Here is a 14,076-nt window from a genome sequence, read left to right as displayed (position 1 = left end):
CGGCGCGGCGGTCGGCACGGCGGCCATCGGCGATCGGCGCACGGCACGCCGCGGACCCCCGTCGTCAGCCCCTCGGCGTGCCCGCCAGCAGCCAGTCCAGTACGTCGGGCAGTGCGCGCAGCGACGCGAAGTGGGCCGCCTTCGGCTCCAGGACGGCCTTGGCGCGCGGAATGCGGGCGGCCAGCCAGGAGAAGTGGGCGGCGGGCGAGAACACGTCCTTGGCACCGGCCCACAGCAGCACCGGCACCCCGATGTGCGCCGGGTCGAACCCCCACGGGCTGGTCAGCGCCAACGCGTCGTCGATCCAGCCGTACGGGGAGGTGCGCAGCGCCTCGTGGTAGGTGCGCAGCAGCATGGACCGGATGCTGGTGTCGGAGACGATCAGCCGGTCCTCCTCGGTCAGGTCCGCCCGCAGGTCCTCCAGCATCTGCGACGGGTTGCTCCGGATGACGGCCGAGCGGGGGATGATCCGGGCCGCGTACCGCTCCGGGTCGGTGAAGGCGGTCTGGAACTCGCGGACGTTGAACGGTGCCATCCCGGCGAACCAGTCGAGCCCCTCGGCGTCCCGCGGCGCGAGCCCCACCAGGGCGGCCGCCCGGGTCACCCGGCCCGGCAGCAGCGCCGCGCAGGCGAGGGCGTGCGGTCCGCCGCCGGAGCGGCCGGCCACCGCGAACCGGCCCAGCCCGAGGGCGTCGGCCACGGCCGCCACGTCCTCGACGACGTCCACGACCCGGCGCCCGGGACGGCGGTCCGAGCCTCCGTACCCAGGCCGGTCGAAGCTGATGAGGCGGGCGCCGTGCTGGTAGAGGAACATCGGCCGGGGCCGCGGCCCCACCCGGCTGCCGGGCATGCCGTGCAGCAGGAACACCGGTCGCCCCCGGGGATCGCCCGACACCTCCACGCGCAGCCGCCGCCCGCCCGTCGTCCGCACCAGATCAGGCACGCCGTGTCTCCCCCTCCCGCGGCCTTGGCCGGGGCCACGTTGCCCGACAATTGCCCACAGAGCCGGGCCGCGAAACGAACGTGCAGGTCAACCGGCCTGAATCCGGGGGGACTTGGGGTGGCGGCTGTGCTCCGGTACTAGTACGGCAGGATGCGCCCGGAAGGCGTCCTGCGGTCGATCTCCTGCCCGCGGGGAGCGGGCCGACGAACAACGCGTACGCGGATCCGACCGTCCATGACGCCCTCCTCTTGCCGAGCCCTGACCGGTGCCTGCTGTCCGGTACGAGGGCTCTGCCCCGCACATGGCGGGTCCAAGCCTGGTGCGGGGCAGGAAAGTTAGCGGAGCCGGCCGAGGCCGAGACGGGACAGGGCGATCGTCCGTTCGACGATGACCGCGTCCCGACTGCCAAATCACGGCCACAGCTTGACTGCCGGGCTCCCCGCGTTCACCCGAGCGCCGGGCCCCGACCGCCCTTCCCCACAATGGGCGTTCGACCTGTCGGACGTCGTTCGAAAACTCTTGACGGCTCCATGCCCATCGTTTGACACTCTCGCAACGCAACGTCATCTCCGCGTAATCGCAAGGGACTTGGCAGGGAGCCGCACATGACGCACACCTCACGCCTGCGCGGCCGCGCGAGACGCCGGGCGGGACAGCTCGCCGGACTGACCGCCGCCTCGACCCTCCTGGCCCTCCTCGGCCCCGCCCTTCCGGCCCGGGCCACCACCGAGACCGTTGCCGATTCCGCCGCCCTCACCGACGGCCTCGCCCTCTGGTACCCCCTGGACACCGGCGAGGGCACCACCGTCCCCGACGCCTCCGGCAACGGTCGCGACGGCACCCTCGCCGGTACCGCCGACTGGTCGGCCGCCGGCCAGGGCCTCGGCTTCGACGGCTCCGACACCTACGTCAAGGTCCCGGACGACGTCATGAAGGGCATGGACGCCATCACGGTGTCCCTGGACGTGCGGATCGACTCCGCCCAGTCCACCCCGTACTTCCTCTACGGCTTCGGCAACTCCAGCGGCAGCAGCGGCAACGGCTACCTCTTCACCACCGGCAACTCCTTCCGTACCTCCCTCGCCACCGGCAACTGGTCCACCGAGCAGACGACCAAGCCGTCCGACTCCCACAACCTCACCCGCGCGGTGTGGAAGCACCTCGCCTACACCCAGACCGGCACCACGGGTGTGCTCTACGAGGACGGCGTCGAGGTCGGCCGCAACACCTCCGTGACCATCACCCCCGGCGCCATCGGCTCCGGCAGCACCGTCGCCAACTACATAGGAAAGTCCGTCTACTCCGGCGACAAGCTCTTCAAGGGCCGTATCCGCGACTTCCGCGTATACGACCGCGCCCTCGACGGCTCCGAGGTCGGGCAGCTCGCCCTCCCGGTCGACACCCAGGGCGTCGCCGACGACAAGGCGGCCCTCAGCCTCGGCGACACCGGTGCCGTGACCGCCGATCTGGACCTGCCGAAGACCGGTACGGCCGGCGGCTCCGCCATCACCTGGTCCAGCGACAACCCAGGCGTCGTCTCGGACTCCGGCAAGGTGACCCGGCCCGCCGCCGGCTCCCCCGACGCCCGTGCCACGCTCACCGCGACCCTCACCAAGGGCACGGTCACCGACACCAGGACCTTCGACATCACCGTCCGCGCCGACTTCGACGACGCCACCGCCACCGAGCAGGCCGCCGACGCCCTCACCGTCCACAACATCGACGACGCCCGCGGCAACCTCACCCTGCCCGCCGATGGGGCCTACGGCACCACCGTCACCTGGTCCTCCGCCGACCCGGACGTCATCGATGCCGACGGCACGGTCCACCGCCCCGCGCACGGCGCCGGAGCCACGACGGTCGACCTGACCGCCACGGTCACCAGGGGCGAGGCGCACAGCACCCGCACCTTCACCGCCCGCGTCCCCGAACTCCCCGCCGGGGAGGCCCTCAAGGGCTACATGTTCAGCTACTTCACCGGCGAGGGCACCGCCGACGGCGAGCAGCTCTACGCGGCCCTCAGCAAGGGGAACGACCCGTTGAACTGGCGGGAGTTGAACGACGGCAAGCCCGTCCTGACCTCCACGCTCGGCGAGAAGGGCCTGCGCGACCCGTTCATCATCCGCTCCCCCGAGGGCGACAAGTTCTACCAGATCGCCACCGACCTCAGGATCTACGGCAACGGCGACTGGGACGCCGCCCAGCGCACCGGCTCCAAGTCCGTCATGGTCTGGGAGTCCACCGACCTCGTCCACTGGACGAACCAGCGGCTGGTGAAGGTCGCCCCGGACAGCGCGGGCAACACCTGGGCGCCCGAGGCGTTCTACGACGCGAAGCTCGGCGAGTACGTCGTCTTCTGGGCGTCGAAGCTGTACGACAACGACGCGCACTCCGGCGACACGTACAACCGCATGATGTACGCCACCACCCGCGACTTCTACACCTTCAGCGAGCCCAAGGTGTGGATCGACCGCGGCTGGTCGGTCATCGACTCCACGGTGATCCAGAAGGACGGGACCTACTACCGGCTCTCCAAGGACGAGCGGAACAACACCTCCTCGACCCCCAACAGCAAGTTCGTCTTCGAGGAGAAGAGCGACTCGATCCGCAGCACCGACTGGACGCCGGTCGCGGAGGGCATCGGGAAGGGCGCGATGAGCGCGGCCGAGGGGCCGTTGGTCTTCAAGTCGAACACGGAGGACAAGTGGTACGCGTTCCTTGACGAATTCGGGGGGCGTGGGTACATCCCGTTCGAGACCGACGATCTCGACTCCGGGGTCTGGACACCGGTAACCGACTACGACCTGCCCGCCAAGCCCCGCCACGGCACCGTGCTCCCGGTCACCCAGGCCGAGTACGACCGGCTCCTCCGCGCCTACCAGCCCGACCGGTTGGTGGAGAGCGTCGAGGGTGTGAAGGTGAAGACGAGGACGGGGCAGGCCCCGGTCCTCCCCGCCACCGTGATCGCCACGTATGCCGACGGCGTCGACCGGCCCGTGGCCGTCACCTGGGACGACGTCCCGGCGTCCGCCTACGCGCAGCCCGGCACCTTCGCCGTCACCGGCAGCCTCCCGGACGGCACCGCGATCCCGGTCCAGGCCGAGGTCACCGTGTCGGAGGAGGGGCCCGCCGTCCCGGCCGACCTGCTGCTGCACTACGACTTCGACGAGAGCGGCGGCAATATCGCCGTGGACAGCAGCGGGCACGGCTATCACGGCACGTATGTCCGCACGCCCGCCTTCGGCACGGGGGTGACGGGCGGCTCCTTCAAGATGTCGGGGGACGCGACGAGTTCGCCGTACGTGAAGATCCCGAACGGGGTGCTGAGGAACGCCGACAGCGTGACCGTGTCGACGTACGCCAAGTGGCAGGGCGGGGACAGCTTCCAGTGGCTGTTCGGGCTGGGCCCCGACAGCGACAAGTACCTCTTCGCCACGCCGTCCAACGGCGGCTCCAGCCTCTACTCGGCCATCACCAAGGCGAGTTGGTCGGCGGAGTCCAAGCTGACGGCCGGCTCGCAGCTCACGCCGGGGCAGTGGCGGCACGTCACCGTCACCCTCGACGGCGCCACCGGCACGATGGTCCTCTACGTCGACGGCATCCAGGTCGCCCGCACCACGACCACCGTCAAGCCGTCCGAGCTGTACGACGCGAGCAAGGACTACACCGGCTACATCGGCCGCTCCCTGTACTCCGCCGACCCGTACTTCGGCGGCGAGGTCGACGACTTCCGCATCTACGACCGGGCGTTGTCGGCCGCCGAGGTGATGGAGCTCAGCGGCAACACGGCCGGAATCGCCAAGGCGACCCAGGCGGGTCTGAAGGTCGACGCCATCGTCGACGACACGGACGGCAGGATCACGCTGCCGATGACCGAGGGCTCCGATCTCACCTCCCTGGCCCCGGAGTTCACCCTCGCCCACGGCGCCGCGATCAGCCCGGCCTCGGGGAGCGTGCAGGACTTCAGCAAGCCGGTGGCCTATGAGGTGACGGGCTCCGACGGCAAGCAGCGCACCTGGACGGTGTCGGCTCTGATCATGAAGAGCCCGGTGCTGCCGGGGCTGAACGCCGACCCGAACATCGTGCGTTTCGGCGACACCTTCTACCTCTACCCGACCACCGACGGCTACGACGGCTGGAGCGGCACCCAGTTCAAGGCGTACTCCTCCACCGACCTCGTCCACTGGACGGACCACGGGGTCATCCTCGACCTCGGTCCCGATGTCAGCTGGGCGGACAGCAGGGCCTGGGCGCCGACGATCGCCGAGAAGGACGGCAAGTACTACTTCTACTTCTGCGCCGACGCGAACATCGGTGTGGCGGTGGCCGATTCGCCGATCGGGCCGTTCAAGGACGCCCTCGGCAAACCGCTCCTCAAGTCCGGTGACTTCAGCGGCCAGATGATCGACCCGGCCGTCTTCACGGACGACGACGGGCAGTCGTACCTCTACTTCGGCAACGGCCACGCCTATGTGGTCCCGCTGAACGCCGACATGACGTCCCTCGACACGGCGAAGGTCAAGGACATCACGCCGAGCGGCTACAACGAGGGCTCGTTCGTCATCAAGCGCAACGGCGTCTATTACTTCATGTGGTCGGAGAACGACACCCGCGACGAGAACTACCGCGTCGCCTACGCCACCGGGCCCTCCCCCACCGGCCCCTGGACCAAGCGGGGCGTGATCCTGTCCAAGAACCTCTCCCTGGGGATCAAGGGCACCGGCCACCACAGCGTCGTACACGTCCCGAACACCGACGACTGGTACATCGCCTACCACCGGTTCGCCATCCCCGGCGGCGACGGCACGCACCGCGAAACCACCGTCGACAAGCTGGAGTTCGACGCGGACGGGTTGATCAAGCCGGTCGTGCCGACGCTGACGAGCATCGATCCGGTGACCGTCGTGCACGCGGGACCGGACGTCGGCGGGACGGAAGGGGACGCGATCCCGCTCGCCGGTACCCTCTCCGGCGCCGGTACCGCGAAGTGGGCCCTCCCCGCGGGTGCCCCCTGCACGGTCGCCGACCCGGCGTCCGCCGCGACCACCGTCACCTGCACCGACAACGGCACGTTCACCCTCACCCTGACCGGCGGCCGGAGCACCGACACCACCACCGTGACCGTCGCCAACGGCCCGCCGGTCATCACCGACGCCCGCGGCCACGGCGACCGACATCTGAGCGTCACCGTCCGCTTCACCGACCCGGGCGCCTCCGACACCCACACCTGCGTCGTCGACTGGAAGGACGGCAGCCGCCCGACGCGGGGCACGGTCCGCGGCTCCGTCTGCCGTGCCGAACACCTGTACCGGAGGCCGGGCGGGCACCGGCCGGTGGTCACCGTCAGCGACGACGACGGGGGGACGGCCACCGTCGTCGTACCCCTGCCGCCACGGCACTCCGGGAAAGCACGGTCGCGTAACACGTGAATCACAGGAGGTGCCCGTAGGTTCCCGTGACCATGACAGACAATTTCTCCGCGTCTCACGGAAGGACCTCCGTCCGGTCATGAGCAAGCACAGGAACCGCCGGGCACCCCGCATCCTGGCCTACGGAGCGGCCGGTGCCTTAACGGTCGCGGCCGGGGTGACCGCCGTCGCGTCGGCGAGTCAGCCGGTCACGACGACGGCCGCCACCTGCTCCTTCACCAAGTCCGCCACGTCGGCGAGCACCGGCGACAACCCCCGGCACGTGGTGACCGGCGACCTCGACGGCGACGGGAACGCCGACGTGGTCGCCGCGGACAACGACGCCGACACCGTCTCGGTGCTGCTGGGCAACGGCGACGGCACCTTCGGCACCGCCACGGACTACGCCGTGGGCGACAAGCCGTACCAGACCGTCATCGCCGACTTCGACGCCGACGGCAACCCGGACCTCGCCACCGCCGACTTCGACGGCGGCACGGTGAGCGTCCTGCTCGGCAACGGAGACGGCACCTTCGGGACCGCCACCCGGTACACGGTCGGCGCCGGCGCCCGTTCGCTGGTCGCCGGGGACGTCGACGGGGACGGTGATCTGGACATCGCGGTGGCCGAGGAGTCGGCCGGGCGGGTCAATCTGCTGCTGGGCGACGGTGAAGGTGCGTTCACCGTCTCCTCGCAGACGGTGACCGTGACCCGGCCGCACGGCCTCGTCCTCACCGACTTCGACGGCGACGGCAACCTGGACGTGGCCACCGCCAGCGTCGCCACCGCGGGCGGGATCAGCGTGGCCCTCGGCAACGGCGACGGGACCTTCGGGGACGTCACCGACTACAGCAGCGTGGCCCGGCTCTACTCGCTCACCCAGGGCGACTTCGACGGGGACGGCAACACCGACCTGGCCACGATCAGCAACGGCTCCGACACCCTGGAGGTCTACGCCGGGAACGGCGACGGCACCTTCCAGGACCCCGTCGACTACACCACGTCCGCGCTGCCCGTCGCCGTCAACTCGGCCGACATCAACGGCGACGACATCCCGGACGTGCTGGTGTCGTCCAACAACGGCAGCTCGGTCAGCGTCTACACGGGTACCTCGGGCGGTTCGCTCAGCGAGCTGACCGAGCTGTCGGCGGACGGCGCCTACGAGGCGACCGCCGCCGACGTCACGTCCGACGGCACCCAGGACCTGCTGGTCGCGAGCAGCAGCGACGACGCGGTGGACGTGTTCACCGGCTCGTGCGGCTGAGTCGGCCCAGGGTCAGGCCACGGTGAGGGTGATCGCCCCGCTGTAGTCGCCGCCCGGCTCGATGGCGGTCGGCTCCCCGTCGACCGCCATCGAGACCGTGCTCCCGGCGGGCGCGGTCACCGCCGAGTCCGCCGAGAGCGTCAGCCGGCTGAGGTACGACGTTCCGGTGACCGTCCACTCCGCGCCCGCGGTGAGCGCGACCAGCACCCCGTTGTTGACGACCGGCCGCGCGGTGTTGGTGACATGGCCGAGCTGGGCGTACTCGGCGGAGGTGATGGTGTCGATCGCGTGCCGCGAGGCGGACGCCGACAGCACGCCCGTGACGGCCGACGCGTCGAAGCTCAGCGCCATGTTCCGGCCGGTGCGCATGGCGTTGTAGAAGTCGCCGGTGAGGGCGATGGCGGTGAAGGCGGCCGTGGTGTCGGTGTCGTGGACGGCCGAGACGTCCCAGGTGCCGTCCTTCACCGGGTCGTCGGTGGGCTCGGTGTAGACGCCGTCGTTGGAGCCCGGGTTGTCGGTCTCCATCACCTGGAGGACGACGCCGTTGCCGGGCTCGACGGTGGCGCCCCGCGAGCCGTCCACGGTGATGGTGGCGCGCACCGCCTTGTCGAGGAAGGCGGTCGCGACGGTGGTGAGGGCGGTGCCGCCGGTGATGTGCAGGGTGCCGGCCCCGTGCCACATGACCCCGAACTGCCGGGAGGTGATGGTGGTGCCGAGCTCCGGCAGGGCCGCCAACTCGTCTTCCGTCAGTCCCAGTTCGAGGTCGGTGTTGAGCTGGGCGACGTCCTCGCGGGTGCTGTCGCCGTAGTACAGCGTGCTGTTGGAGGCGCCGATGATGGTGGCGTACGTGCCGACGTCGAGGGTGCAGCCGAGGATCCGCTCCGTGACGTTCCCGTCGGCGAAGGTGCCGTAGCCCTCGTCGCCGAGGTTCCTTATGGTGCAGTTGATCGCGGTGGCCCGGGCGTCGGAGACGGAGTCGGTGGAGAAGGCGCCCCAGGTCTCGGAGGCGATGGTGGAGTTGAGGTAGGTGGCCCTGGTACCGGTGCCGATGACGTTGGTGGCGCGGACGTTGCCGGAGATGCCGAGCCGCCAGGGCACGACGAGCATGCTCGCGCCGCCGCCGAAGACGTAGTCGGCGGGCAGGGTGCCGTTCAGGCACTGGATGCTGGAGTTCTTGACGACGACGTCGGCGCCGTCCTCGGCGACCAGCCCGCTGCGTACGACCCCCTTGTTGGTGACGGTGACGCCGTCCAGGACCAGCCGGGTGCCCGACCCGGTCCCGACGACGGCCGCCCCGTCCCCGACGAAGTCGCACCGGCCGTTGCCGGTGAAGCCGATCGCGGTGTCCGTGATCGCGTACGAGGCGCCCTCCGCGACGTAGCAGCCGTCGAAGGCCTCGCCGGTGGAGGTGACGCGCACGCCGTCGGCAGCCGCGTCGGTGACCGTGCCGCCCACCAGCGCGGGGGTGACGGACCTGGCCTCGACGACCCCGTCCGCGCCGACGTACAGCGCCTGGCGGAGCGGGAAGGTGACGCCGGCGAAGGTGGCGGGGTTCTGTTCGGCGACCGTGAGAACGAGGTCGCCGGTATAGGTCCCCGGGGCGATCGTGGTGTCCGTGGCGAGCGTGGCGGTCAGCACGGAGCCGGTCTCCACGCCGTCCGCGGTCAGGGTGAGGCCGTACCCGTCGGGGGCGGCGAGGGTGCCGCCCTCGGCGAGGGTGAGGGAGCCGAGGGCGATGGTCGTGTCCACCACGTAGGTCTCGCCGGCTCCCACGGTGATCGCGTCACCGGCGTCCGCCGCCCGCGCGGTCCCCGAGAGCGCCGCCGAACCCGCCCCCACGGTCGCCAGCGCCACCAGGGCCCGCACCCGGTCCCTCATCGACGGCTCGTACCCCTTGCTGTGTGCTGCCATGAACGACTCCTCCGCGGTCACGGACATGCCTGTGGACGGTTCCGGATCGCGGTGCAGTCTGCTCCCACCATCGCCAGACTGTCGACACTTGGGCAACATTCTCAGGAAAGGTGGCTCATAACAGGGCCAGTGTCGACACTGTTCTCAGACGGTTCGGACGGCTCAGACGGTTCAGACGGTCGGTCAGTCAGGCGCCCAGGCCGGCGGCCAGCCAGCGGGCGACGTCGCACGGGTCGGCGGTGGTGCCGGTCAGGCGGAGTTCGCGGTGCACCGCGCGGGGCAGTTCCGGGCGGTGCAGCAACGGGCTGCCGCCGAGGGCCAGGACCAGGCCGGTCCACGCGTCGGCGTCCTCGGGGTCGCCCGCCAGCAGGCGGGCGTAGTCGTCGGGGGCGGCCGGGTCCCCGGCTGCCAGGGCACGGTCGGCGGCGGACGGTGCGGGCCAGTCGCCGGCGTCCGGCACGGCGAGGCGCCGCCGGATCAGCCCGGCACGGGCCTGGGACCAGGGCGCGACGGGATCGGGGACGACAGTGGACTCGGCGACGGGCCCGTATACCGCGGCACCGGCGGTGAAGGCCCTGGCCAGGGCGCGGACGTCGTCCGGAGCAGGGGCCAGGTGCCGGATCCGCCAGCCCGTGCGGTGGTCGGTGGCCGTGAACTCGGCCAGCGCCGCGGTCTCCGGCCGGATCCGGGGGTCCGACCACCAGGCCGGCAGCCGCGCGGCCATACCCCGCAGGAAGCGGCGGCCGTGCGCGGTCAGGGCGGGGTCGGCGCGCAGGGCGTCGACCGCCTCCTGGGTCTGCCGGCGGCGCAGGGCGAACTCGAACTCCGCCAGCGGACGCCCGGCCGGCGGCACGTGGTCCAGGTACCTGCACCAGAAGTCCGTGATGCCCAGGAAGGCGTAGGCGCCCTGGAGCAGGCCGCTGAGCGGACGCGGGTCGTTGCGCCAGGGGGCGTAGTGCCGCTCGGCCCCGCCGTCCTGTTCCAGGGTCAGCAGGTGGAGCAGCGCACCCAGTTTGGTGTGCTGGAACTCGTGGACCAGGGTGACCGCGAAGCTGACCGGGTCCGGGGGCAGCGAGGAGAGCAGACCGCCGAAGGCGTCGCTGGACGAGGCGCTCAGGACCGCCCAGGCCGACACCCGGCGCACCTCCGCGATGGTGCGCAGCCCCGCGGCCATGGCGGAGGCCGTGCTCGGGTCGCTCTCCGCGAGCAGGTCCAGCGCACCGCCGAACCGCTCCCGCCAGCGGGCGAGTTCGTCCTTGCCGAGGCGCTGCGGGGGCAGCGGCTCGCTCAGATCCCGGTAGGGGTCTATGTCGTCCAGCCAGAGGGTCATCGTCCGTCCCCGCACGTCGGCCCGCAGGGTGTGCAGCCCCTGCCACCCGGGGGCGTCACCGTCATGGGCGCCGGACGGGCCCACGCACGCGCCCTGCGGATCGACCCGCAGCCGGCCTCCCCCGACCACCACCTCCGCCGTCCCCCACCGCGGACAGTCCGGCAGCCGGGCCAGCCCGAGCGTGGGGAACATCACCGTGCCGTCCCGCAACGGCACGGTGGTGCGCAGCGGCAGCCCGGCGCGCAGCGCGGCGACCGCGCACACCGCGTGCAGATGCCCGAGGTCGGTCCAGAGCGGCCCCTCGCCCCAGGCCGTGTGGCTGATGCGCCGCAGGCCATGGCCCAGCCAGATGCCGATCTGGGGGTGCATCAGCAGTTCGGCGAAGTCCTCCGGGACCCGCTGCTGAGCCACCGTCAGGATGTCCCACGCGGTGTCCACGGACGGCAGCGGACCCAGCGCGCCGGGCGTCTCGGCGACGGCGTCGAGCAGGGTCCGCAGCAGCAGAAGCCGCCTGCTGTACTCGGTGACGCGCAGGAAACGCACCGCCTCGGGACCTCCCCGGCCCGCGGCCAGGTCGGCGAAGTACGCCGAGGGTACGAGATGATGATCCGCCTGGGCGGGTGCGGAGCGTGCGTCCGGCTGCACAAGTCTCCTTCCGCGAGGTCCGTCAGTCAGCTCGTCCGGATCCTGGTCCGCCCTCGTTGGCGAAGTTGACCCTGGGCCGTTCGACCTGCCGCAGCAACCGCTCCAGTGCACGCGCGTAGACATCGGGGCTCCGCGACCGGAGGTCGGACAGGGCGGTGTCGCTCAGGTCGGGCAGTTCGGATCTCATGAATTCCGCGGACGTGTTCATGTGCCATCCCCCTGAGTACGCCCTGTCTCCCGTTGATTTCATGATGACGCATGGACCAGGTACCGGGAAGGCCGTGATCAGGCCGGACAGCCTTACTGCCCGGGTGGCAGGCGGCGGGCCGCCCAGTCGCTCAGGTCGCGCTGGGCCAGCGAGCCCGGGTCGAGCGCGCCGAGCGCCTCGACCAGAGCGGCCAGGCCTCCCGGGTGCAGACGGCAGGTGCGCACGATGCTGATGATGTCGGCCCGGGCCGAGCCCAGCCGGGGAATGGCACCGGCCAGGTCGACGGGGAGCATGCCGATGACGAGCTGGCGCTGGTCGCGGTCGGCCAGCGCGGGCCATCCGGCCAGCAGGGCGACGAGTTCGGCCAGGGCGGCGTCCGGCACCGGCTCCTCCCGGCGCCGGGTGGCGGGGAACTCGTAGTGGCGTACGTCGCCGGCCCCGGACCGGTACCAGAGCGAGGTGGGCCGTTGTCCCCCCTCGGTGAAACGTCCGATCACGGTGTTTGCCACTGCACCCATGTCCGGTGGCCAGTTCTCGTCGCCCGCCGCCTCCAGCACCGCCAGCACGGCACGGGAGAACGCCCCGGTCCGCAGCACGGGGTCGTTGGCCGCGCGCTGCCCCGGTGCCGAGGCCAGCAGCACGAACTGCTCCCGGTTCGGCAACCGGCCACCGGGGGACGGGAGTTCGCCGGGCAGTGCACGCGCGAAGCCCAGGTCCTCGACGAAGGTCTGGCAGGAGTCCACCAGCCAGATCTGGCGCCGGAAGCCGGGCAGCGCGTCGGTGGTGAGGGTGGTCAGCCAGGCGTCCAGGTCGAGGTTGCGTTTGTCGTCGGCCGTGGCGTCGGCGTAGAAGAGCCTGCGGTGCCCCTGCGGGTCGGTGACCCCGTGGCCGCCCCAGACGACGAACAGCAGGTCGCCCTCCAGCGCGGGCAGCCGGCGGGTCAGCACCTCCTGCACGGCCTCGCGCCCGGCGGGACCGGCGGGCACGTCCACCTCGGGTCCGCCGGTCCCGGGCAGGGCGCCCAGCAGCAGGGAGATGTGGGCCGCGGGCACCCCGCGGCGGCGCAGCCAGGCGGTGAACCGGCGGGCGTCGGCGGCCGGGCCCGGCAGGTCCCAGGACGGTCCGGCGGCATAGCGTTCCACGCCGACGACGACGGCGTGGGTGCGCTCCGGGCGGGCGGCGGTCACGGCAGCTCCTCGGCCAGGACGCGGTACAGCTCGGGGTTGCTCCAGTAGGCGCTGTGGGAGAGCGGGAAGGGCTGGCGGCTGTCGAGGGCGATGTCCGCGACCCGGCCGGGGAAGACGCCGGCCCCGAGGTAGCTGAGCAGGTCCCGCCGGTCGTAGACGTTCAGCCAGCGCGGCACGTGGGCGGGCAGCGGGCTGCCGGGCTCCAGGCTGGGCAGGGCCCCCAGCTCGTACAGGAACGGGGCCTGCGAGCCGACGGTCACCAGCAGCGCGACCTGCGGCAGGGGCCGCAGCACCAGCAGGTCCAGCGCGGCTATGCCGCCGAGGCTGTGGGCGAGCAGGACCACCGGGGGCTCCGCCGTGAGCACCGCCTCGGCGACCGCCTCGCGGATCGGGCCGCCGCGGGCCAGGTAGAGCATGACGTCCCCGGCTGCCGGGTGGGCCGCGTCGGTGAGTGCCGAGCGCCGTCTGACCGCCTGGGCGGAGGCCAGGCCGAGGGCCAGCCGTCCCGTCAGCCGCTTGATCCGCCGGGTCACCGGGCCGCGGTGCGTGCCGGGTTCGTCGCCGGGGCCGGGGAGCAGGCCGGCGATCCGGGCGACCGCCGCGTCCCGGGCGGTGCCGTCGGGGGCCGCCGCCGGCCCCTGCCGCCCGGTCCTGCGGCGCACCGCCTCGGCCACGAAGGCCCGGGCCAGTTCGGCCGGTCCCGCGCCCTCGGCCGGGGCGCGCAGGAAGCGGCGGCAGTCCTCGGCGGTCAGTACGGCGGCCACGGCGGCGGCGAAGTCCTCCGTGAGGCCCGCCGCGTCCAGCGGCCCGCGCAGCCGGGCGTCCTCGACGAGCGCCTGGGCCGCCGCGGAGAGGGCCTCGCCCGGCGGCCGGGTACCGGGCGCCGACTCGGTTCTCCCCGTGGTCTCCTCGGTGAGCAGGCGCAGTTCGAGCAGCGGGTCCAGATAAAGAAGTCCCCAGAATTCGACGTCCTCATCGAGCTCTTCCCCGGGCGCGCCGGAGGCGCCCGCGCGCGGTAATTCACGCCCCGTCCCGTACCCCGGCACGGAAATACCGTTCGAATGCAGAACCGATCCGGCACTTCCTCCCCAATAACAGGAAGATATGTGGACTTCGGGTCGTAACGGCCGCAATCCTTCCCGTACGACTTCCACAGTTCCGCTGAATCCCGGCTCCCGCA

Annotated in this window: 8 protein-coding genes; 2 read left to right on the top strand and 6 right to left on the bottom strand. The window is 71.8% G+C overall.

Features of this window, described 5'->3' with window-relative positions:
• Positions 1-64 precede the first annotated feature (64 nt).
• Complete coding sequence (locus ACGF5O_RS00280; protein WP_393807682.1) at positions 65-943, bottom strand: alpha/beta fold hydrolase; 879 nt, start codon at positions 941-943, stop codon at positions 65-67.
• 605 nt (positions 944-1,548) lie between these two features.
• On the opposite strand from ACGF5O_RS00280, the gene ACGF5O_RS00275 reads away from it, so the two are divergent.
• Both ACGF5O_RS00275 and ACGF5O_RS00270 read left to right on the top strand, forming a co-directional pair.
• Complete coding sequence (locus tag ACGF5O_RS00275; RefSeq protein WP_393807681.1) at positions 1,549-6,372, top strand: family 43 glycosylhydrolase; 4,824 nt, start codon at positions 1,549-1,551, stop codon at positions 6,370-6,372.
• A 79-nt stretch (positions 6,373-6,451) separates the two neighbouring features.
• The gene (locus tag ACGF5O_RS00270; RefSeq protein ID WP_393807680.1) at positions 6,452-7,615 is read left to right on the top strand and encodes an FG-GAP repeat domain-containing protein; all 1,164 of its coding nucleotides are present in this window, start codon (positions 6,452-6,454) and stop codon (positions 7,613-7,615) included.
• A 12-nt stretch (positions 7,616-7,627) separates the two neighbouring features.
• Here the strand turns inward: ACGF5O_RS00270 and ACGF5O_RS00265 are convergent, their stop codons facing one another.
• The 5 genes from ACGF5O_RS00265 to ACGF5O_RS00245 form a co-directional block, all read right to left on the bottom strand.
• Positions 7,628-9,526, bottom strand: a complete 1,899-nt coding sequence (locus tag ACGF5O_RS00265) for a hypothetical protein (protein ID WP_393807679.1) — start codon at positions 9,524-9,526, stop codon at positions 7,628-7,630.
• Between the two features lie 187 nt (positions 9,527-9,713).
• The gene (locus tag ACGF5O_RS00260) at positions 9,714-11,501 is read right to left on the bottom strand and encodes an aKG-HExxH-type peptide beta-hydroxylase (RefSeq protein ID WP_393807678.1); all 1,788 of its coding nucleotides are present in this window, start codon (positions 11,499-11,501) and stop codon (positions 9,714-9,716) included.
• A 22-nt stretch (positions 11,502-11,523) separates the two neighbouring features.
• Positions 11,524-11,709, bottom strand: coding sequence for a hypothetical protein (locus ACGF5O_RS00255; RefSeq protein WP_393807677.1), 186 nt, complete (start codon positions 11,707-11,709; stop codon positions 11,524-11,526).
• A gap of 92 nt (positions 11,710-11,801) precedes the next feature.
• Complete coding sequence (locus ACGF5O_RS00250) at positions 11,802-12,896, bottom strand: caspase family protein (RefSeq protein WP_393807676.1); 1,095 nt, start codon at positions 12,894-12,896, stop codon at positions 11,802-11,804.
• Positions 12,893-13,942 carry a hypothetical protein gene (locus ACGF5O_RS00245; RefSeq protein ID WP_393807675.1) on the bottom strand — a complete coding sequence of 350 codons (1,050 nt, stop codon included), beginning with the start codon at positions 13,940-13,942 and terminating at the stop codon, positions 12,893-12,895. The genes ACGF5O_RS00250 and ACGF5O_RS00245 overlap by 4 nt, the downstream gene beginning before the upstream one ends.
• Positions 13,943-14,076: the final 134 nt, after the last annotated feature.

The sequence above is a fragment of the Streptomyces sp. NPDC048291 genome (assembly GCF_043201715.1).
Taxonomy (GTDB): domain Bacteria; phylum Actinomycetota; class Actinomycetes; order Streptomycetales; family Streptomycetaceae; genus Streptomyces.
This window is presented reverse-complemented; position numbering and strand designations above follow the sequence as displayed.

Excerpts from the sequence above, each read along its gene's own strand:
- ACGF5O_RS00275 (WP_393807681.1), top strand. The coding sequence starts at position 1,549 with ATGACGCACACCTCACGCCTGCGCGGCCGCGCGAGACGCCGGGCGGGA.
- ACGF5O_RS00270 (WP_393807680.1), top strand. The coding sequence starts at position 6,452 with ATGAGCAAGCACAGGAACCGCCGGGCACCCCGCATCCTGGCCTACGGA.
- ACGF5O_RS00265 (WP_393807679.1), bottom strand. The coding sequence starts at position 9,526 with ATGGCAGCACACAGCAAGGGGTACGAGCCGTCGATGAGGGACCGGGTG.
- ACGF5O_RS00255 (WP_393807677.1), bottom strand. The coding sequence starts at position 11,709 with ATGAACACGTCCGCGGAATTCATGAGATCCGAACTGCCCGACCTGAGC.